The sequence below is a fragment of the Chryseobacterium sp. Leaf394 genome, assembly GCF_001424105.1.
Taxonomy (GTDB): Bacteria; Bacteroidota; Bacteroidia; order Flavobacteriales; family Weeksellaceae; genus Chryseobacterium.
Map to the genome: position 1 here is coordinate 275,827 of NZ_LMQH01000011.1, position 20,629 is coordinate 296,455.

23 protein-coding genes and 1 other RNA gene are annotated in these 20,629 nt (G+C 35.9%); 12 read left to right on the forward strand and 12 right to left on the reverse strand.

The genetic code is table 11. From position 1 onward, the window contains the following. Together ASG21_RS05910 and ASG21_RS05915 are read right to left on the reverse strand one after the other, a co-directional pair. Nucleotides 1–383, reverse strand: a 383-nt coding sequence (locus ASG21_RS05910) for a heme-binding protein (protein WP_056082180.1), incomplete at its 3' end; no start/stop codon positions are given. An 81-nt stretch (nucleotides 384–464) separates the two neighbouring features. Further along, nucleotides 465–1,397, reverse strand: a complete 933-nt coding sequence (locus tag ASG21_RS05915) for a hypothetical protein (protein ID WP_056077001.1) — start codon at nucleotides 1,395–1,397, stop codon at nucleotides 465–467. 105 nt (nucleotides 1,398–1,502) lie between these two features. Here ASG21_RS05915 and ASG21_RS05920 point away from each other — a divergent pair, with 105 nt between their 5' ends. From ASG21_RS05920 to asnS, 4 genes are all read left to right on the forward strand, one after another. Continuing rightward, nucleotides 1,503–2,057 carry a hypothetical protein gene (locus ASG21_RS05920; protein ID WP_128414222.1) on the forward strand — a complete coding sequence of 185 codons (555 nt, stop codon included), beginning with the start codon at nucleotides 1,503–1,505 and terminating at the stop codon, nucleotides 2,055–2,057. Then, complete coding sequence (locus ASG21_RS05925) at nucleotides 2,054–2,521, forward strand: hypothetical protein (protein ID WP_056077004.1); 468 nt, start codon at nucleotides 2,054–2,056, stop codon at nucleotides 2,519–2,521. Before ASG21_RS05920 ends, ASG21_RS05925 begins: the two co-directional genes overlap by 4 nt. A 16-nt stretch (nucleotides 2,522–2,537) precedes the next feature. Continuing rightward, nucleotides 2,538–3,137 (forward strand): CDP-alcohol phosphatidyltransferase family protein, encoded by a 600-nt coding sequence (locus ASG21_RS05930; RefSeq protein ID WP_056077005.1) that lies wholly within the window; start codon nucleotides 2,538–2,540, stop codon nucleotides 3,135–3,137. 122 nt (nucleotides 3,138–3,259) lie between these two features. Next, the gene (gene asnS, locus ASG21_RS05935; RefSeq protein ID WP_056077007.1) at nucleotides 3,260–4,708 is read left to right on the forward strand and encodes an asparagine--tRNA ligase; all 1,449 of its coding nucleotides are present in this window, start codon (nucleotides 3,260–3,262) and stop codon (nucleotides 4,706–4,708) included. A gap of 54 nt (nucleotides 4,709–4,762) precedes the next feature. Here asnS and ASG21_RS05940 read toward each other — a convergent pair whose 3' ends face one another. Next, entirely contained in the window at nucleotides 4,763–5,113 is a 351-nt protein-coding gene (locus tag ASG21_RS05940) for a hypothetical protein (RefSeq protein ID WP_056077009.1), read from the reverse strand. A 236-nt stretch (nucleotides 5,114–5,349) separates the two neighbouring features. On the opposite strand from ASG21_RS05940, the gene rpoN reads away from it, so the two are divergent. Beyond that, nucleotides 5,350–6,813 carry an RNA polymerase factor sigma-54 gene (rpoN, locus tag ASG21_RS05945; RefSeq protein WP_056077011.1) on the forward strand — a complete coding sequence of 488 codons (1,464 nt, stop codon included), beginning with the start codon at nucleotides 5,350–5,352 and terminating at the stop codon, nucleotides 6,811–6,813. Between the two features lie 62 nt (nucleotides 6,814–6,875). On the opposite strand, the gene ASG21_RS05950 is transcribed toward rpoN, so the two are convergent. Next, the gene (locus tag ASG21_RS05950) at nucleotides 6,876–7,550 is read right to left on the reverse strand and encodes a hypothetical protein (protein ID WP_056077013.1); all 675 of its coding nucleotides are present in this window, start codon (nucleotides 7,548–7,550) and stop codon (nucleotides 6,876–6,878) included. Further along, the gene (locus ASG21_RS05955) at nucleotides 7,543–8,034 is read right to left on the reverse strand and encodes a sigma-70 family RNA polymerase sigma factor (RefSeq protein ID WP_056077017.1); all 492 of its coding nucleotides are present in this window, start codon (nucleotides 8,032–8,034) and stop codon (nucleotides 7,543–7,545) included. Before ASG21_RS05955 ends, ASG21_RS05950 begins: the two co-directional genes overlap by 8 nt. 360 nt (nucleotides 8,035–8,394) lie before the next feature. On the opposite strand from ASG21_RS05955, the gene rnpB reads away from it, so the two are divergent. Next, nucleotides 8,395–8,722, forward strand: an RNA gene (gene rnpB, locus ASG21_RS15420) — RNase P RNA component class A. 222 nt (nucleotides 8,723–8,944) lie between these two features. Here rnpB and ASG21_RS05960 read toward each other — a convergent pair. Beyond that, nucleotides 8,945–9,814: a PPK2 family polyphosphate kinase gene (locus ASG21_RS05960; protein WP_056077019.1), complete on the reverse strand. Its 870-nt coding sequence runs from the start codon at nucleotides 9,812–9,814 to the stop codon at nucleotides 8,945–8,947. 79 nt (nucleotides 9,815–9,893) lie between these two features. Continuing rightward, nucleotides 9,894–10,430 (reverse strand): DUF1573 domain-containing protein, encoded by a 537-nt coding sequence (locus ASG21_RS05965; protein ID WP_056077022.1) that lies wholly within the window; start codon nucleotides 10,428–10,430, stop codon nucleotides 9,894–9,896. Between the two features lie 126 nt (nucleotides 10,431–10,556). On the opposite strand from ASG21_RS05965, the gene ASG21_RS05970 reads away from it, so the two are divergent. From ASG21_RS05970 to ASG21_RS05995, 6 genes are all read left to right on the forward strand, one after another. Further along, nucleotides 10,557–13,256, forward strand: a complete 2,700-nt coding sequence (locus tag ASG21_RS05970) for a valine--tRNA ligase (RefSeq protein WP_056077024.1) — start codon at nucleotides 10,557–10,559, stop codon at nucleotides 13,254–13,256. 72 nt (nucleotides 13,257–13,328) lie between these two features. After that, the gene (locus ASG21_RS05975; protein ID WP_056077026.1) at nucleotides 13,329–13,964 is read left to right on the forward strand and encodes a DUF4241 domain-containing protein; all 636 of its coding nucleotides are present in this window, start codon (nucleotides 13,329–13,331) and stop codon (nucleotides 13,962–13,964) included. A 46-nt stretch (nucleotides 13,965–14,010) separates the two neighbouring features. Next, a complete protein-coding gene (locus tag ASG21_RS05980) occupies nucleotides 14,011–14,898 on the forward strand; it encodes a PfkB family carbohydrate kinase (RefSeq protein ID WP_056077028.1) in 888 nt (295 codons plus the stop codon). Nucleotides 14,899–14,982: 84 nt separating this feature from the next. Further along, nucleotides 14,983–15,828: an alpha/beta hydrolase gene (locus ASG21_RS05985; RefSeq protein ID WP_056077031.1), complete on the forward strand. Its 846-nt coding sequence runs from the start codon at nucleotides 14,983–14,985 to the stop codon at nucleotides 15,826–15,828. Nucleotides 15,829–15,933: 105 nt separating this feature from the next. Beyond that, nucleotides 15,934–16,578 (forward strand): HD domain-containing protein, encoded by a 645-nt coding sequence (locus ASG21_RS05990; protein ID WP_056077033.1) that lies wholly within the window; start codon nucleotides 15,934–15,936, stop codon nucleotides 16,576–16,578. A 37-nt stretch (nucleotides 16,579–16,615) separates the two neighbouring features. Next, nucleotides 16,616–17,209 (forward strand): hypothetical protein, encoded by a 594-nt coding sequence (locus ASG21_RS05995; protein ID WP_056077035.1) that lies wholly within the window; start codon nucleotides 16,616–16,618, stop codon nucleotides 17,207–17,209. On the opposite strand, the gene ASG21_RS06000 is transcribed toward ASG21_RS05995, so the two are convergent. From ASG21_RS06000 to ASG21_RS06020, 5 genes are all read right to left on the reverse strand, one after another. Further along, on the reverse strand, nucleotides 17,206–18,096 hold the full coding sequence (locus tag ASG21_RS06000) for a DUF72 domain-containing protein (protein WP_056077037.1): 891 nt from the start codon (nucleotides 18,094–18,096) through the stop codon (nucleotides 17,206–17,208). The genes ASG21_RS05995 and ASG21_RS06000 overlap by 4 nt on opposite strands. 58 nt (nucleotides 18,097–18,154) lie before the next feature. Further along, entirely contained in the window at nucleotides 18,155–18,577 is a 423-nt protein-coding gene (locus ASG21_RS06005; RefSeq protein WP_241773462.1) for an endonuclease domain-containing protein, read from the reverse strand. Nucleotides 18,578–19,152: 575 nt separating this feature from the next. Continuing rightward, nucleotides 19,153–19,353: a helix-turn-helix transcriptional regulator gene (locus ASG21_RS06010; RefSeq protein WP_056077039.1), complete on the reverse strand. Its 201-nt coding sequence runs from the start codon at nucleotides 19,351–19,353 to the stop codon at nucleotides 19,153–19,155. After that, the gene (locus ASG21_RS06015; protein WP_128414223.1) at nucleotides 19,350–19,799 is read right to left on the reverse strand and encodes a hypothetical protein; all 450 of its coding nucleotides are present in this window, start codon (nucleotides 19,797–19,799) and stop codon (nucleotides 19,350–19,352) included. The genes ASG21_RS06010 and ASG21_RS06015 overlap by 4 nt, the downstream gene beginning before the upstream one ends. A 113-nt stretch (nucleotides 19,800–19,912) precedes the next feature. Next, nucleotides 19,913–20,521 carry a hypothetical protein gene (locus tag ASG21_RS06020; RefSeq protein WP_056077043.1) on the reverse strand — a complete coding sequence of 203 codons (609 nt, stop codon included), beginning with the start codon at nucleotides 20,519–20,521 and terminating at the stop codon, nucleotides 19,913–19,915. Nucleotides 20,522–20,629 lie beyond the last annotated feature (108 nt).

Genomic DNA, 20,629 nt, shown 5'->3' on the forward strand with positions numbered 1-20,629 from the left:
CCTGCAGTTGCAACCTCGTGATCATCATCTACTGTGCTTCCGCTTACACCGATGGCTCCGATGATGTTTCCGGTAGAATCTTTAATTAAAACTCCGCCGGGAAAACTGATCAGTCCGTTATTCGAATGTTCGATGTTGTACAAAGGCTGTCCGGGTTGAGATAATTTTCCGATTTCACCGCTGTTCATATTAAAATATCTTGCGGTTTTGGCTTTCTTTTGCGCAATATCGATGGAGCCCAGCCACGCATCATCCATTTTTGCGAATGCTACAAGATTTACACCGCTGTCTACGACGGCGATATTCATTTTTACTCCTAATTCTTTCGATTTTTCAAGGGCGGCTTCAATGGCTTTTTGAGCCTGTTCTAATGTAATGTTCATATAATTTGGATTTGATAGTTTTGTAAATCTACACAAAATCGTGCCGATCAATGAGAATATTATCAATTACTATATTAAATTTCAGATTTTTAGTTTTTCAACCAAATCATCAATCTGCTGATACATTTTATTAAAAAATATTTTACGGTCACGGTTTCCGGAAGTGCTCAGGGATTTTGAGTTTTTGATCTGATGCTCAAAATAATTATAGGTTTCACTGCAGGTTTTGATGTCATTAATCAGAATATATCCGAAAGTATTCAGAGGCAATGCTAAAAGTGAATTTTTGGGATGATTGAAAAATATGTCGTTGGAAAGCTGCATCAGTTCGTTTTCGTAAATCTGATATTTAGGATTGCTGTCTGTTTTCTGTTCGATGTATTCAATGACTTCTTTTACTTCTTTGAGGATAATTCCGGCTTCATTTTTAAGCAAAAGTCTGGTATCGAAATAAAATGAAATTTGCTGGAGAATGCTGGAGATCGTGGTGTCATTCCAAATCTCAATCACGTTTTGTGCTTCATATTTTCTGCGTAGTTCTTTTGTATTTAAATTAAAATTCGGCGGTGAAAATTCTGAGAATGGAACGAAAAACTGTTTTGCATTCAAGAGATTCATCCAGACATAAATTTTAAACCGTGAAAGCAAAGTATCTGAAAGTGTATAGAAAAATGGAATATCTTTCGCCGAATAGTAAATTTTCATCTCATCTGAAAGCGGAAGTTTATCAAAGACACTCAGATTATTCTGAAAAAACGACTGTAAATCATCTGTTGAAATGACAGGCGGAGTTTTCTGTACCACCAACTGATTTTCAGAACTTATAAATTCATTCAGTGAAATCTGATAGTATTTTGCCAGTTCCAGAGCCTCTTCAAAACTGAATTTTGCTTTGAGCGAAGTTCTTCTGTGCGCCGCATCATAGCTGATGTTGAGGATATTGGCGATTTCATCATTCAGAGATTTGTCCCCGATTTTCTTTCTGATCTGTTTCAGCAAAACTTCCTGATGCATATTTTTGCGATTTTCACAAATGTAGAGATTTATTTTAATTTTTTTTCGCATTCGGGTGAGATTGTTCTGTGGGTAGCTTTGAATTATAATTTTAAAAGAACAGTCATGAAAAATTTAATTTTTTATTTATGGTTATCGCTTCTGACAGTGAGCTGTGCAGGTTTTAAAAATATTCAGCCTGCGAAAACTAATAACGGAAAAAATGTTGTTGATAACATTGATGGGACTTATGGAAATCTGCCTTCTTCAGGAAATGGTTTTTATGTGAGGGCGCTTACGGATGTTTTTGACAGGAATACAAATATGTTTAACTGGAAAGAAAAATATGTAGGAGAACAAATAAAAGTTAAACTGCAAATGATTAATAATAAAAGACTTAATGTTTTTATTTCTCAGGATGAAAAAATACTGTTCAATAAAAATCTGAGGGTAAAATTGAAAAACGACGGATACCTGTATTTAAAAGGGAAAAGATTAATGATTGACGGAATTCCTCTGGTTTTAGGAGGTTGGAATATTCAAAAATCCAGGTTAAGAATTGATGAGAATAATAATTTGATTGTGCAAAGTAATTATTTCTTTTGCAACGGTTTTGCGGTTGTAATGAGCGATTGGAAAACACTTCATTATACTTTAACTTTTGAAAAGCAGAAACCATGAAAAGTCTGATAGTATGCATTGCTGTTTTCTTTTCAATATCACTCAAATCCCAGTTGGGAAATGAAAAAGACTGGAAGATCATAGGAATAATTATGTGCACAAGGCTGGAGGCTACCTCTATTGATAACAAAACTTTTTTATCGCTTGGCCCTAAAATCCCGATTAATGAAAATAATTATGTGAGTTTACGGGGTCACTTCAATTGGTGGGATGTTCCCGGAAGGAAATTCATCGTAATTCCCGAACTGGATTATTTCCGGAAAATAGGTTCGTTTTCGGACGATTCAATCACAAACTTGTACCTGGGTGCAGGGATTACTCCAAATGCAGTGTCTCCAAAAGTCGGCGTTAATTTCATCCATCTTTTTTCAGCTGAATTCGGTTACAATTTCGAATATAACACATATAAACATTTTGCTACCGAAGGTTTTAGATTTTCAATCGGAATCAATCTCGTGCTTTAATTTTTGAAATTTTATTATGAAAACAATACCTTATTTACTAATCGCAATACGGTTTCTTTTCGCGCCCATAATCTTTGTTCTTGCTTATTTCATTGGCGAAGAATCACGTTTTTTAATCTTAACTTTAATGTTTCTGGGATTGCTCACAGACATTTTCGACGGAATCATTGCCAGAAAAGTTGGTGTTTCATCGGAAAAATTAAGACGGCTCGACAGTCAGGTAGATTTAGTATTCTGGCTTTCCATAGGTTTTGCAGCGTATTATCTAAATTCTGATTTAATTAAATCTGAATGGAAAAGCGTTTTATTGATTCTGATTATGGAAGCGCTTTGTTACATCGTCAGCTGGATAAAATTTGGAAAAGAAACCTGCACGCACGCATGGCTCTCAAAATTGTGGGGACTGAGTTTACTGCTGGCTTTCACTTATCTCATCGGTTTTCAGAAGGCAGGCTGGGCTTTTGATCTGACGGTAATTCTCGGTTTTATTTCTCATCTGGATGTTATTCTGATTATTTTAATCCTTCCAAAATGGCAGTACGATATTCCGAGTTCATTCCATGCCTGGAGAATCCGTAAAGGAAAACAACGCAAAAAATCAGTATTTTTAAACTGAATCTGATTTAAATTTAAATAATTGATATTCTTTTTAAATAAACGGCGTAAACTTTAATTTGCGCTGTTTTTTTGTAACTTTGCAAACATTAAATTTTCAGACAAAAATTTTATCATCAACAAATGAAAAAGCAAACGATTAAAGAAGTCCTACAAGACTACAAAAAAGTATTACATCATGACATTACAGTTTACGGCTGGGTAAGAGCCTTCCGTTCAAACCGCTTCATTGCACTTAATGATGGTTCTACAATTAATAATTTGCAAATTGTTGTTGATTTCGAAAATTTTGACGAAGAGATCATCAGTAAAATCAGCACTGCTTCTTCACTTAAAGTAGTTGGCGAGGTGGTTGAAAGCCAGGGAGCCGGACAGACCGTGGAAATCATTGCTAAAAAGATTATTATTCTTGGAGATAACTTTACTGAGGAGAGAGATAAAACAATCCTGCAGCCGAAGAAACATTCACTTGAAGTGTTAAGAGAGCAGGCGCATTTGAGATTCAGAACCAACCTTTTTGGGGCGGTTTTCAGAGTTCGTCACGCCGTGAGTTTTGCAATTCACTCCTTCTTCAATAAAAACCAGTTTTTCTACATCAATACGCCGATCGTTACCGGAGCTGATGCAGAGGGAGCTGGCGAAATGTTTGGCGTAACCAACTTTGATTTAAATAACATTCCGAGAGACGAGCAGGGTGATATTGACTTTGCACAGGATTTCTTTGGGAAGAAAACCAACTTAACGGTTTCCGGACAACTTGAAGGCGAAACTGCAGCAATGGGATTGGGAAGAATCTACACTTTCGGACCGACTTTCCGTGCAGAAAATTCAAATACGACCCGTCACTTAGCTGAATTCTGGATGATTGAGCCGGAAGTTGCTTTCAATAATCTTGAAGATAACATCGACCTGGCAGAAGATTTCCTGAAATACGTGATTCAATATGTTTTAGATAACTGTAAAGACGATCTTGAGTTCTTAGACAAGCGTTTTGAAGAAGAGCAAAAAACAAAACCGGAAAAAGAAAGGGCTAAAGAAGGTCTTATTGAAAAGCTGGAAAATGTAATCGCAAAACGTTTCAAAAGAGTTTCTTACACCGAAGCGATTGAGATTTTATTAAACTCAAAAGAAAATAAAAAAGGTAAATTTGCATTCCCAATCGAAGAGTGGGGTGCAGATCTTCAGTCTGAGCACGAAAGATTCTTGGTTGAGAAACATTTTGAATGTCCTGTAGTTTTATTCGATTATCCGAAAGAAATCAAGGCATTCTACATGAAACTGAATGATGATAATAAAACCGTAGCTGCAATGGATGTACTTTTCCCGGGAATCGGCGAAATCATCGGTGGTTCTGAAAGAGAAGCGAGATTAGATGTTTTAAAAACCAAAATGGCAGATATGCACGTAGATGAGCATGAGCTTTGGTGGTATTTGGATACGAGAAGATTCGGGTCTGTTCCGCACGCAGGTTTCGGTCTTGGATTGGAAAGGCTGGTGCTTTTCGTGACAGGAATGACCAACATCAGAGACGTAATTCCTTTCCCGAGAACTCCGAAGAATGCAGAGTTTTAAATTCAAATAAAATTATATAGAAAACCGCTGAAGATCATTGATTTTCGGCGGTTTTTAATTTTCTCCCAAATTTTCAATTTCAGAATTTTTAAACTGATGAATATGTTGAAATTTAATTTTCAGATATCTGTAGTAAATAAATGCTGATGAAAACCCTGCAAAAAATGACGCAATATGGATGATGAAAATGTTTTCTATAATGATTTCTCTTGGATCAAATGAATCGCTGAAATTCATTGTGAGATATGAAATTAAGAAAGTTGCCAAAAATTTCAGACCGAAAAAAAGCAGCAACGCAATAAAGATAGGAAGTCCTCTTTTTTCCTGATACCGGTCGCAGAGATTTCCGAAAACTACAAAGATTATAATAAAAGGTATGAGATAAAAAATGCCCAATAGTAACATAATATTTTTTATTAAATATAAATAAATTATTTCCGCAAAATTTATTTTACCGACTTAAACTCAAAAATACAATGAATTTTTTACAGAAAAAAGCCCTAACGACGTATCGTTAAAGCTTTTAAAGTTCCTAATAGTTTATTATGCTGTCTTTACATCAAAAATCGTGCTAAAATTATTTTTTGTCGAATTTTTTTTATAAATTCGTAGAATAACATTTACATACACCAGATAATAATATGCTAAAACAACATTTACAACTTAGACTTGGTCAGAAACTGGCTCCACAACAAATTCAGTTGATGAAGTTGATTCAGCTCCACACTCTGGAATTTGAAGAAGAACTGGAGCGTGAGCTTGAAGAAAATCCTGCTCTCGAAATTGCCAAGGAAGATAATACAGAAGATGAATATTCGGCTCCTGATGAAACATACGAAAGTGAAGGCAGCGAGAGCATAGAAACCGATTTTGATGTTGATCAGTACTTATACGATGATGAGCCGGGATATAAAACTGCCTCAAGCAACTATTCTGCAGACGATGAAGATTTTGACAACGAAAGTCTGCTTACAGAAGGGCAGTCTCTGTATGATTATCTTAATGAGCAGGTGCATTTGAGCAATATTGCTGAAGACGATCTTAAAATAGCAGAATACATTATTGGAAATTTAGATACCGACGGTTATCTCAGAAGAGAAATAAAAGCAATTGTTGACGATCTCGCATTTTCTCAGGGCGTTTACACCACAAAGGAAAAGGTAGAAGACGTGCTTGAAAATTATGTTCAGAAGCTGGATCCGCCGGGAGTAGGTGCAAGAAGCCTTCAGGAATGTCTTCTTTTACAGATTGAAAAGAAAGTAAGCTCAGACAAAGCCGTTTCTCTGGCAGCGAATATTCTCAGAAATCAGTTTGATGCGCTTACCAACAAACATTATAATAAGATCATTCAGAAATACGATATTGAAGAATCGGATCTGAAAAAAGCTTTGGAGGAAATTGCAAAATTATCACCGAAAGTAGGAGGGAATTTTGATACTCAGACCATTACAATCAATCAGGAAATTATTCCGGATTTTGTGATTCAGGTGAAAGACGGAATGGTAATCCCAATGCTGAACAGCAAAAATGCACCAACCTTGAGGGTAAGCGAAGAGTATAAGGATATTCTTTCTACGTATTCTCACGATAAAAAATCTTCGGAACATAAGCAGGCAGCTTTATTTATCAAACAGAAACTGGATGCTGCAAAATGGTATATCGACGCGATTAATCAGCGCCAGAATACTTTATTACAGACTATTAATGCAATTGTAAAGTTTCAGAAAGCTTATTTTCTAACGGGAGACGAGAAGTCTCTCAGACCAATGATCTTAAAGGATATTGCTGATATCACCGGTTTCGATATTTCAACGATTTCGAGAGTCGTAAAAAGCAAATACGCCGATACACCTAACGGAATTCTCTATCTGAAAGATTTATTCTCAGATTCGTTAACGAATGATGATGGCGAGGAAGTTTCAACAAAAGAAATCAAAAATCATCTTCAGGAAGTCATCAGTAAAGAAAACAAAAGAAAACCTCTTACAGACGACGCTTTGGTAGTAATGCTGAAAGAACAGGGTTACAATATTGCCAGAAGAACAATCGCTAAGTACCGTGAACAGCTCAATATTCCGGTTGCCCGATTGAGGAAAGAATTATAAAAAACGAAAAAGCATTTCAGAACGAAATGCTTTTTTTTATGCTGAAAATTATCCTTAAAAAATTAATTTTCCTGAGAATCAATATCTTTTAACTGTTTTAAACTTTTATCCAATCTTCCCATAATGATGCCGTAAACCAATCGGTAGTAAAGCCAGATCAGAATGACGCAGAGAACAGTACTGATGATAATTCCTGCAATGAAGCCTGTTTTTTCGGAAGATTCCAGATGAACGTTCTGGTGATTGATCACATAAAATACAAAACAGGTAAAAACACTTGTAAATGTGATGAAAAGAATAATATTAATTAAAATAAAGGCATTAACGGTCTTTTTAAAATTAATAATTCTAGTTATAAAAGCCTTAAGATCTTCCTCGATTCTTATTTTACGGTAATTCTGATAAAATTTAATCACAAAATAACCTGTGACCAAAAGGGTAATCGTTTTGATCACAAGATAGATATTTTCAAGATTACTTTTGAGCTCGGCATTTTTTTCCACACCCAATTTCTGAAGGGAAGACATAAAAGAACTCGATTCCTGATCCTGAATAATGTAATAAAATCCGAATAGAGTAAAGAAGAAAAACTCCGCTGCACTGATCCAGAAAATATATTTCATGTAGTTGCGCGATTTTTTGTTGAGCATCTTCAGGATCTCACTGTCGTTATATTTATCTTCAACGGGTTGCTTTTGCCAGGTCGTTTTAAAGCTGTCTAAATCAAAATCAGGCATATTTTTCCATCTTTTCTTTAAGAATTTTTTTCAGTCTGTTCATTTTTACACGGGCATTCACTTCAGTGATACCAAGGTTTTCTGCAATATCTCTGTAAGGAAGATCGTCCAGATACATCATTACAATGGCTCTTTCTACATTGGGCAGCGTTTTGATCACCTGATAAAGTAGTGAAATCTGTTGCTGCTTGTCGTCGTTATCATCCTCATAATCTCTAAGGTTGATGTCGAGCTCATTGGTCTGTAAAGATTTGCTTTTTTTTCTGAATAACGTAATGGCAGTATTTAGCGCCACACGGTACATCCAGGTAGAAATTTTAGAATTTCCTTTAAAGGAATCATAGCTTTTCCAGAGTTGAAGAACAATTTCCTGAAAGAGATCTTCCTCATCCTCAAGAGAATTGGTGTAAAGACGCGACACTTTGATAATCAATCCCTGATTATTCTTGATCAGCTGCGCAAATTCTTTTTCTTTGGTCACCAATTTAGTTTTTCAACTGCACGAAGATATGATATAATTTGAAAGTTTGAAAATTACTAATTTGAAAATGATGCTGCTGCTCATTTTTTAAAGGAAAAAAAGTGTCAATTCATTATCGGAAAAACATTCGATCAACATTGCTGTCATTAATGCGAGTAAAAAAATCTTCACAAGATTGCAAGGTTGGAGAAAATTTTAGGTTGTGGAGAATACGGGGATCTAACCCATAACCTCTAGACTGCCAGTCTAACACTAAATGACGTGTAAACTGAAAATCTGCAAATAATAAGTGAATTTCCACGTATAATAAAATTTACAAATTATCTCATTACTAAATTTTCAAATTAGCTATCTTTGCACCCACGAGAAAACCGGCCTGTTGATTCTCATTTTTTTGAGGGTAGGAAAGTCCGGACACCACAGGGCAGCAAAGCGGATAACATCCGTCATCCGCGAGGATAGGACAAGTGCAACAGAAAGCAGGTACAGTTCGGCTGTAGTGAAACCAGGTAAACTCTTTGCGGTGCAATGGTAAGTATATCGGTTCTTTTCAGATACGAAAATAGGGGCGGCCCGTCCTGAAAACCGAGGGGTAATCAGCTCAAGTTGTGCAGCAATGTACAACGCAGATAAATAACAGGCGTCCTGATTTTTTGGGATACAGAATCCGGCTTACAGGTTTTCTCGTGATTTTTGTTGGGTGCTGGATGTATAAACACCGCAAATCTCATTTACTTCTTGCGTTTTTACCTGACTTCTCTTTGAAATTTTTCAGAAATTTGGACGAGCTTGGTATTCCACTTTGCTCATTATACCTTTACTCTATTTTACAAAAGTTCATAGTGTTATAAATAACATTTCTGAGTTAGCGATGTTATTATCTGTTTCTTTTTACTTTTGCCCTGGCTCTTCCTTACTCACTCTCCAGCTGTTTTTTAGCTTCATCCAAACCTTTTTTATCTTCTTTCGAAAGTTGTGGGAATTGTAAATCCATTTTCTCTAGAGTTTCAATAATAATCTGAATGGCGGCCAACCTCGCAAACCATTTGTTATCCGCAGGAATTACGTACCAGGGTGCATAGTCTTTTGATGTCTCATTGATGGCGGTTTCGTAGCAATCCATGTATTTGTCAAACAACGCTCTTTCCGGAAGGTCTGCAGATGAGAATTTCCAGTTTTTTTCCTGTTCGTTGATGCGGTCCAGGAGTCTTTCCTTTTGCTCGTCTTTGGAAACATTCAGAAAAATTTTGATGATAGTTGTACCGTTATTAGCAAGATGTTTTTCAAAATTGCTGATGCTTTCGTAACGGTTTTTCCAGAATTTGCCGTCGAAATCTTTTACATCTTTCCAGGTCTTTTCACTTAAATTATACTCAGGATGCACTTTGCAGACCAAAACGCTTTCATAGTGTGAACGGTTAAAAATTCCGATCATTCCTTTCTGAGGAACGGCTAAATAATGTCTCCAAAGGAAGTCGTGTGCATATTCTTTTGAGCTTGGTGTTTTGAAACTCATCACATTGCATCCCTGCGGATTTACACCTCCGAACACATGCTCAATTAAAGAATCTTTTCCTGCTGCATCCATTGCCTGAAGTACAACCAGCAAAGATTGACTTCCGTCAGCATACAGTTTTTCCTGCAGGTCACGAAGTTTTTCTTTTTCCTTCATGATCATTTCTAAACCTTCCTCTTTTGTGAGTTTTCCTTTGTATGAAGTTTCTGTTTTTTTAATTGAAAATTTACCGTTTACTTTAAATTCTTCTGAAAAATCGCTGTTCATTTTTTAATATTTTATCTAAAATAGCAAAAAAAAACCATCTCCGGTGAGAGATGGTTTATATAATATTTTATTTCTAAAATTAGTTTGCCGCTTTAGCTTCTTTTGCCGCTTTTCTGGCTGCCTTTTCTGCTTTCTTAGCTTCTTTTGCTGCAATTTTAGCTGCTTTTTTATCAGCTTTTTCTTTAGCTTTTAATTCTTCTGGAGTTAAAACTATTGGCTCAGGCGCTGGTTCAGGTGCTGCTTCTACAGCGTTAGCATCTACATTTCCTTTGATGTAGATAATACTTCTGCTGTTAACAGGGTCATTAGAAAATACTTCAATCATTTTAGTGAAAGGTCCTGCCAAAGCAGTGTTGTATCCTACCTTAATTTTTGAAGATTTTCCTGGTAAAATAGGATCCTGGCTCCATTCAGGGGTTGTACATCCGCAAGATGGTTTCACGTTTGAAAGTACCAAAGGCTTGTCTCCGGTGTTTGTTACAGTAAAAAATCTTGTGCCGTCTGATCCGGGTTTGATTGTTCCGTATTCAAAAGTTGTATTGTCAAATGTGATGGTCTGCGCAGATGCAAAAGCAACTGTTCCCAATAAAGCAATTCCAGCTAGTAAGTTTTTCATATACTTAAAGTTAATATGTATGTTAGATAATTTTGAGGAACAAAGTTAAAAATTATTTTAATTAGTGCTTACATTTTTTTACTTTAAACTATTTTTGCAGATTGTAAGATATAGAAATTAGAATTTATGCAGATTTCAGAAAAATATAATCCTCAGGAAACAGAACAGAAATGGTACAAATACTGGCTGGAAAACAAATATTTCCACTCAGAACCCAACGAAAAGCCGCCTTACACTATTGTAATTCCGCCGCCGAACGTCACAGGAATTCTACACATGGGTCACATGTTGAATAACACCATTCAGGATATTCTGGTTCGCCGTGCAAGAATGCAGGGATTCAATGCCTGCTGGGTTCCGGGAACAGATCACGCTTCAATCGCTACGGAAGCGAAAGTGGTTGCCAAACTGAAATCTGAAGGAATCAATAAATCTGATCTTACCCGTGAAGAATTTTTGAAACACGCATGGGAATGGACTGACAAATACGGCGGAACTATACTTGAACAGCTGAAAAAACTGGGTTGCTCGTGCGACTGGGACAGAACGAGTTTCACCATGGAACCGAAACTTTCGAGTCAGGTGATTAAAGGTTTTGTTGATTTGTATAATAAAGGTTTGATTTACAGAGGTTACCGAATGGTGAACTGGGATCCGGAAGCGAAAACCAATATCTCTGATGAAGAAGTAATTTTTAAAGAACAGAACGGGAAATTATATTTTCTTAAATATAAAATTGAAGGAACTGAAGAATTTCTTTCGGTAGCAACTACACGTCCGGAGACTATTTTTGGAGACACCGCAGTTTGTATCAATCCAAATGACGAAAGATATGCTCATCTGAAAGGTAAAAACGTTATTGTTCCGATCGTTAACAGAGTTATTCCGATTATCGAAGACGAATATGTTGATATTGAATTTGGGACTGGAGCACTTAAAATTACTCCGGCTCATGATCTTAATGACTACGAAATAGGAAAGAAACACAATCTTCCAATGATTGATTCTCTGGATGACGACGCCAATCTTAATGAGCACGGACTGCATTACGCAGGAAAAAACAGATTTGATGTAAGGAAACAGATCGCAAAAGAACTTGAAGAAAACAATCTTTTGCTGAAAGCAGAAGATTACGCCAATAAAGTAGGAACTTCCGAAAGAACAGGTGCTGTGATTGAACCTAAAGTTTCTGTTCAGTGGTTTTTAAAAATGTCTGAAATCGGAAAACCTGCTTTGGATGTTGTGATGGATGATGAAGTGAAATTCTATCCCGAAAAATTCAAAAACACCTATAAACACTGGATGGAAAACATCCGCGACTGGAATATTTCCCGCCAGCTCTGGTGGGGACAGCAGATTCCTGCGTATTATTATGGTGAAGGTGAAAATGATTTTGTTGTTGCTGAAGACGAATATCAAGCTCTTGTAGTATTAGAAGAGCAAAAAGGAATTATTGCTGATTTAAATGACTTGAGGCAAGACGAAGACGCACTTGATACTTGGTTTTCATCCTGGTTGTGGCCAATGTCGGTTTTTGACGGACTGAATAATCCTGACAATAAAGACATCAATTATTATTATCCAACTGCAGATTTGGTAACTGGTCCGGATATCATCTTCTTCTGGGTAGCCAGAATGATTATGGCAGGGTTGGAATACAGAAAAGAAATTCCTTTCAAAAATGTTTATTTTACAGGGATTGTGAGGGACAGACTGGGCAGAAAAATGTCTAAATCTCTCGGAAATTCACCAGATCCTTTGGATTTGATCGAGCGTTACGGAGCTGATGCAGTAAGAGTAGGAATTATGATGAGTTCTGCAGCCGGAAATGATTTAAAATTTGATTCAGAACAGATTGATGAAGAAGGAAATGTTCTGACTGAAAAGCAGATCAAACAGAGAATGGAAGAGGGTAAAGATGCAGTTTACACTTCTCCGTTATGTGATCTTGGAAGAAATTTCGGGACTAAAATCTGGAATGCTTTCCGTTTGATCAACATGTGGAAGCATGAGGACAAACCGGCAAATTCCACAGAGATTCAGACTATCGAATGGTTTGAAAATCAACTCAATAAATCTATCACAGAAATCAATGATCAGTTTGATAAATTCAGGATTTCGGATGCTTTAAATTTAATTCAGAAATTAATCAAAGATGACTTCTGTGGCTGGTATCTTGAAGCTGTAAAACCAAATTTCGGAGAAGGAATTTCAAAAGAAGTTTATACAAAGACCATTGAGTTATTCGAAGAACTGATGAAGCTGCTTCATCCGTTTATGCCTTTCCTTACAGAAGAATTGTGGCAGACGATTGCAGAAAGAAAGACGGAAGATGCTCTGATGATTGCTCAGCAGAAGAAATCAGAAACATTTGACGAAACAGTCATTAAGAATTTTGAAACAGCATCTGAAGTGATTTCAGGAGTAAGAAACTACCGTCAGACCAAAGGAATTTCTCCGAAAGAGTATGTGGAAGTTTACACGAATGCCGCAGAATTTGCCAATGAATCTGTCATTAAAAAACTGGCGAATCTTTCAGAAATTCATTTCGGAACAAAAACAGATAAACCAAGCTTCACATTTCTTGTCGGTTCCACAGAAATTTCAATTCCTTTAAGTGAAAACTTAGATTTAGGAGAAGAAAAAGAGAAAACCGAAGAAGAACTGAAATATTTAAAAGGCTTCCTGATTTCTGTAGATAAAAAGCTTTCCAACGAAAAATTTGTTGCCAACGCAAAACCGGAAGTGGTAGAAGTGGAGCGCAAAAAACAGAAAGATGCTCAGGATAAAATCGCAATTCTGGAAGAGAAACTGAAGAGTTTATAAATAAGTTTTAGGCTGAGATTAAGTTTCAGATTGATCTTTAATCTCAGCCTCTGCCTTAACCTTAAAATTATAATGCAATATATAGAAAATATAAAAAAACTGTTCTCAAAAAACTTCGTGGAAAGTCCACTCATAGAAAGTTTTGAGGTTGGGAAAATCTATCTTTCAAGCGGAAAACTGGTGGCTTGCGATCCGGTTCTGACCAATGATATGAAACCGTTTACCACAGATTTCCCTAAAGGTGAATTTCAGGTTTTACTTCATAAAGAGAGGGAAAGCAACTGCGTGGCATACGGCGAAATTGTTTTTGCAAAAAACGAGATTTTGAATTGGGAAATGGCTACAACACAAGGTCAGAATATTAAGGATCTCGCTAACGAAGAAGTCTTTGGGTATCCTGTGGAAAGCGGAATGGGATGTTTTATGGACCTCGAAAGTCAGAACAGTCTCAATGACCTTGAGCAGAAGCTTTTCCAGAGAAAAGGAGATGATTTCATGGGAATTTATGAAGAATTTTTTCACGAACATTTTTTTGATGAAAACGGAGCCATCGATCAGTACGCATTTTTGAAACCGGATGAAGAGCAGCCAAGAAATATTTTCGCTTTTGAAACCGGATATGGTGAAGGATTTTATGCAAGTTACATCGGATTTGACGTAAATAATAACCCTGTGAAGATAGTTACGGAATTTATTGAAATTCAGTAAAACATATTGTTTTTTGAGTTAAATTAGTCAGCATATTCATATGTAAATGAAATTTTCAAAATCTCAACCCAAAGTAATTGTAGTCGGAAGCTGTACTATCGATCAGATGGTCACGGCAGACAGATTGCCGAAGCCTAACGAGTTTGTTACCGCAAGAAAATCCGAATATTTTTTTGGCGGAAAAGGAGCCAACCAGGCAGTTGGGATGTCGCGTTTGGGAGCTCATGTCTACTTTATCGGTTGTGTTGGGATGGATCCTGCAGGTCAGCAGATCATGAGAAATCTGGTGAAGGAGAATGTGAATGTAGGTTTTGTTACCGAAACCGATCAGGAAACTACAGGAAGTGCCTTTATCACAAAAACAGATCAAGACTATTCAGTCGTAGTTATTCCGGCAGCAAACCAGTGTTTAACAACCCAAAAGATTGATGCCGCAGATAAATACATACGCGAAAGCGACATGCTGCTTGTACAGCTCGAAATTTCTGACGAACTTCTGAAACATACCGTTTTAAAAGCCAAACTTCATCATAAAACTGTAGGTCTTTACGCTTCGCCTGCCCGTAAAATTGATCAGATTATTTTAGATCAGGCTGATTTTATTATTGTAAGAAGCAACGAACTTCCTTTACTTTTTGAAGATGAAGATCTTGAAACTATTGTAAAGAAATTTTCCAATAAATTATTTGTGCGTGACGAAACCAATTCCACTGTTTATCATGATGGAAAAGAAATGAAGTATCAAAGGGAGGAAAATGAGACGATGAAATATCAGATTGGAATGGGAGATGGCTTCACATGCGGATTTGCATACGCTTTGGCCCATGGAAATCAACTTGAAGACTGTGTACACCTCGGAAATAGAGTTTCGGCAGAAGTTTCTCTGAAAACAGGCGCTCAGACCGGGCTTCCATATCTGAAGGATCTCCTTTAAAAGTTATTTACAGCATATTTAAAAAGCGTTTCCAAACTTTTTTAATCACATAATTTTTCCACCTTTGAGGTGGAAATTTTCTTTATGGAAAGAATATATCTTACCAATCTGAGTGGTGCTAAAATCTGTCTTCATATCTTCAGTCCTGACATTGAAAGTGACAGCAAAAAAGTTCTGCTCATCAACTCTGCCACCGGCGTTCGGCAGCAGATTTATTTTTCCTTTGCGGCGTTTGCCAGAAGAAATAATATCACTGTAATTACCTATGATTACGAAGGAATAGGACTTTCAAAGCCTGCAAATCTAAAAAAATCAAAAGCTTCCATGCGGTCGTGGGGAAATTCTGATTTTAAAACGGTCACTGATTTTATAGTTAAAACTTTGCCGGATCATACAAAATATTGCCTCGGGCATTCAGTTGGAGCATTGATTTTAGGGATGAATAAAGATTCTGCAATATTTGAAAAATTTTTCTTTGTCGCCACCCAAAATGCATTTATCGGAAACTTAAAATGGAAAACAAAAGTTGAAGCTTTTTTCGGTTTTGGTATTGTACAGCCATTTTTCACAGCGTTATTCGGTTATTTTCCAGCACATTGGTTTGGGCTTGGAGAAAGTCTTCCAAAAAATTGCGCTTATGACTGGAGAACCTTAATTTTGAACCGGAAATCCACCAATAAATTACTGGGTAAAACGAATGATTATTCTAAAAATTTAAATCAGAAAGTTTTGGTTCTGTATGCTGAAGATGATACGTGGCTGACGGAAAAAGGAGTGAAGTCTTTACTGAATGAAACTTATCCAAATTTAAAACCTCAATTCAGAATTCTAAAAATTTCGGAATCTGAACAGGAAAAAATAGGTCACATTAATTTTTTCAGAAGCTACAATGAAAATCTTTGGGATATTATTCTGACTGAAATTGTATAGTTGGTTGAGACACGAATACATGAATTTTTTCTTTATTGAAAACTGAAAAATATTCGGCTAAATAATATTCGTGCGTTGGTGGCAAAAATAATTAAAACTTAAAAAATGAACAGCACAATCCAAAAAACAATAGAATTCGTAAAGCAAAAACTGGAAGGAGCAGAAGCCGGTCACGACTGGTTTCACATCGAAAGGGTCTGGAAACTTTCAAAAAAAATTGCTAAGACTGAAAACTGTAATATGGAAGTCGTTGAATTGGCTGCCTTGCTTCACGATATCGCGGATCCGAAATTTCATGATGGTGACGAAACTTTAGCTCTAAAAATTTCAAGAGAGTTACTTGAAAAATTAGAGGTCGATGAAAGTGTGATCATGGAGGTTTTATTTGTGATTAAGAATATTTCATTTAAAAACAGAGGAGAAGCGCCGAAAGATTTACCAATCGAATTGAAAATCGTTCAGGATGCCGACAGAATCGATGCTATCGGTGCTATTGGTGTTGCAAGAACATTTAATTTCGGTGGTTTTAAAAATAATCTGATGTATCATCCTGATATTCAACCTAAATTGAATATGTCGAAAGATGAATACAAAAAATCAGACGGAACAACAATCAACCATTTTTACGAAAAATTGCTGCTTCTGAAAGATTTGATGAATACTGATGAGGGCAAAAAAATTGCCGGAGAAAGACATCAGTTCATGATTTCGTTTCTGGATCAGTTTTATAAAGAATGGAATGTTGATTAATGTTTTAGGCTAAAAAATCAATTCATATCTTTGTTTCATGGGATTTATTCTTTCTTTGGTTTTTGTAATTCTGGTACTCTCGCTTTTTCTTTCAAAAGTCAGAAAAGGACGGGCAGGTGAACTGGCCAGACTGTTCCGGATTTTAAGTCTCGTTTTTGCCATTTCACTTTTTACCTATTGGTTTATCAAAAAAAGTACAATCAGGATTGTTGATCATTCTGTTTCGCTTCAGCTGATCAATAAACTTCCGCAGGCACTCGATTTTTATCTGATTAAAGTTAACAGAAGTGCGACGGAACAGGCCTTGGAAACCAGTCACATCGGAAAAATCCGCCCCGAATATTACCGTGTGGAGTATCTTTCCATGAAAAATTCAGATGAGTACTGGATTGCTGGTTATCTTGGCAAAAAAAATCTAGTTTATTTCTCACAGCATTCTGTACCCAATAAAAATATGGATCAGATGATTGAAGTTCAGAATTACATCAATCAAAGTGAAAAACTGTCAGCTATTGCAAAAAAAGAGATTGAGGAAGACAATTACCAGAATATGTTTTCCGGAATTTGGGTTACCCTCAATCTGCTTCTTGTTTTTCTGAATCTTGTTTTGATATTGCGGAAGAAAAATTAAAACAAACTCGGTGGGTTTTCCTGAGCAAGTTTAGGAATGTGCATATCTGTCTTCCATTCTTTATTCATCTCTTCAATGAAGTGAGCAGAAAGCAGCGGTGAAGCTTTTTCAAGGTTTTGGTGAACGAAAAAATAGAGATTTTGCAAGCCTTCTTTTTTCCATCTCGTCAGATGTTTCAACCAGTCATCCAACCGTTCGTAATCGCTTTCATGATTGGCTCCCACGTATCTGATGAACGCGTTTGGAGTCGTAAGTCTCATGTGAAGCATATCTCTTCTTCCGGCTGTGTCAACGATGATGTTGGTAATGTCATTATCCTCAAAAAGCTGGCAGGTTTTATCAAAAATCTCTTCATCAGTAAACCATTCAGTATTTCGGAGTTCGATTGCTAAAGGCACTTCTTTGGGCCACTTCGTCACAAACTGTTCGAGTCTTTCGTAGTCTTTCGGCTTGAAATTATCGTGAAGCTGAAGGAAAACCATTCCCAGTTTTTCATCAAAATTTAAAACGGCTGTTGCAAACTGAGTCACCACGTCATCAATATTCAAAAGTCTTCTGAAGTGAGAAACGGTATTGGTAAGTTTTGGGAAAAATTTAAAGTCAGCCGGCGTTTTTTCTTTCCACGTTAAAACCTGTTCTGAGGTTGGCATTCCGTAAAATGTTGCGTTCAGTTCTATTGAATTAAACTGTGTCGAATAATATCCCAGTTCGTCTTTCGTACCTTTTGGGTAGAAACCTTTTAGATCTGTTTTATTCCATTTTGCACAGCCGATAGAGATATTTTCAAGTCCTTTTTTATTTTGCTTTAAAATTTCTTTGGTTCTTGAATGGTCTTTTGGTAATGTAAAATCTATTTTTGACGGGTCTTCTACTTGTCCGAATTTCATTGTCTTGGGTTTTAGAAATTGTTGATTTAGTTCTTAGCTAGAAGCAAATATAAATAAATTACAGCGATTGATTTGAATTATGAGAATGTAAAATCTCGTCTGTTTTTATCATTATTTCTGAAATGATTTTTTCTAAATTTTCCATGACATCTTTGTTGGTAAATCTGATTAAATGCAATCCATCAGTTTCTAAATTTTGAGTTCGTTCTTTATCTTTTTCAATTTGTTCCTGAATATTGTGATAATCACCATCAATTTCTATGACTAACTTTAATTGATGGCAATAAAAATCAACAATATATAAACCAATCGGATGTTGTCTTCTGAATTTGTATCCTTTAAGCTGATTATTTCTGAGTTTCGCCCATAAAATCTTCTCTGCCTGGGTTTCATCTTTTCTTAGAGCTTTGGCTTTTACGAATGAACTTTCTGGCGCTCCCTTCCACATCCCTTCATCGTAATTTGGCTTACATTTTTTCATCTGTGATTTTTATTAAAGCTAATAAATTTTATCGAAATCAAAAATCTTTACCCCGACCCTAAAGGGAGGATTTTTGAAAGGGAATTTACGCTTTTTCAGTAATCTTGTATTAAGAAGATGAACTTTGTATTGAAATTTGCACCCTTTAGGGTTGGGGAAACAAATTTCAAATGTGATAAATTAGATTTAAGCACATCGAAAATCTTTGCCCCAACCCTAAAGGGAGGATTTTTAATAACAGAAGTTCCCGGGAATTGAAATTTGCACCCTTTAGGGTCGGAGAAAACAAATTCAAACGCGATAAATTAGATTTAAGCAAATCAAAAATCTTTGCCCCAACCCTAAAGGGAGGATTTTTGATAACAGAAGTTCCCGTGAATTGAAATTTGCACCCTTTAGGGCCGGGGTAACAAATTTCAAACGCGATAAATTAGATTTAAGCAAATCAAAAATTTTTTACTCCAACTTTAAAGGGGATTTTTGATAACAGAAGTTCCCATGAATTGAAATTTGCACCCTTTAGGGCTGGGGAAAACAAATTTCATAGCGAAATCTTGTTTGAAACATATTCAAACTCAATCCCCATCCTCCAGCATAAAAATATCCTCCACCTTCTTCCCGAAATATTTCGCAATCTTCAAAGCCAAAACCGTCGACGGAACATATTTTCCGGCTTCCATAGCGTTGATGGTTTGCCTCGAAACGCTGATTATTTTTGCTAAATCTTCCTGAGTAATACTTTTTAAAGCTCTCTCAATTTTTATCGTGTTTTTCATTTTTTAAGCAGTAAATAATTAAATCTGAAAACATACAACACCAGCGGCAGAAACATAATGAGAATCATGACGGTAAGAAACAGGCTTCCAAAAACAGTAACAAATAAAATAAAAACGATAGAGTAGGAGACAATCATACTCCAGAAAACGGATTTTAAACGCAGGCTTGAAATGTATTCGTCCTCAATTTTTTCTTTAGAAAACCCCACCAAAATTCCACCGATGATAATTAAAAGACCAAATAAATTCGGAAATAAATCAATCTCAGCAGTTTTAAAAAAGCCCTGATTTTCATCGCTAAAAAACCCTGAATTGTAAATCACAGGCAAGGAAACCTCAAAATTCATCACTCCCGAAAGAGAAATCAATCCCAAAATTAGTGAGGGAAGAAAAATAAACCATCCAATCATCTTAAAACGGTTTGGTAAAAGTTGTAATCTATTCATATTGTAAAATTTTATTGAAACAAATGTAAAGAATATTTTACAATATGTAAAGTTTATTTTACTTTTTTTTAAAAATAAAAACCACGGCAAATTCCCGTGGTTTTAGTTAATATCTACATAGTATACTTTTCTGTTGCAGTATTAAACACTTTTTCCCAATTATGTTCTCCTCTAAAGATGATATAATTTCCGTCCGGAAAAATAACAACCGCAGAATCGCAGGGATATTCCATTTTAAAAAATAGATTTTCTATTGCACCTGAAGTATCATCTATCCAGGTTGTTATATCAAGCCTGTTTTTTAAACCTTTTGTTTCTTTGTAAACAAAATACAGATTGGAATTTGATTTTTTGAATTTTCTGTTATAGTTCCTGATGTCATCAATTACAAACTGATTTTTATCGGCATGCTGATTACACGCATCCAGGCCTTGATAGTAATGAATTACGATATTTTTTGTATCAGCTTCTAAAACATTAAGTGATTTTTTTAATTTACTGAATTCTGTGGTTGTAAGTTTTCCTTTACCTTCATGCTCCACACGAACTCTATACAGAACAGAATCAGTTTCAATGTTTTGAAGACGGTAATTTACTCCACGCTTTTTGTAATCTTCTTTGGAAATGATTTCCAGATGATCATTAATGTAAATCTCTTTTTTCTGTGAAAACAAAATTTGATTTAAAGTAAGCAGAATTATGGCTGTTAGTAGTTTTTTCATCGTACCTCAAATGTATAAAAAATACTTAAATTTTATTGTTTCTGAAAACAAAAAAACCGCAGAAAAAATTCCACGGTTAATATTCACAGCCAACTTGGCTCTTCTTAC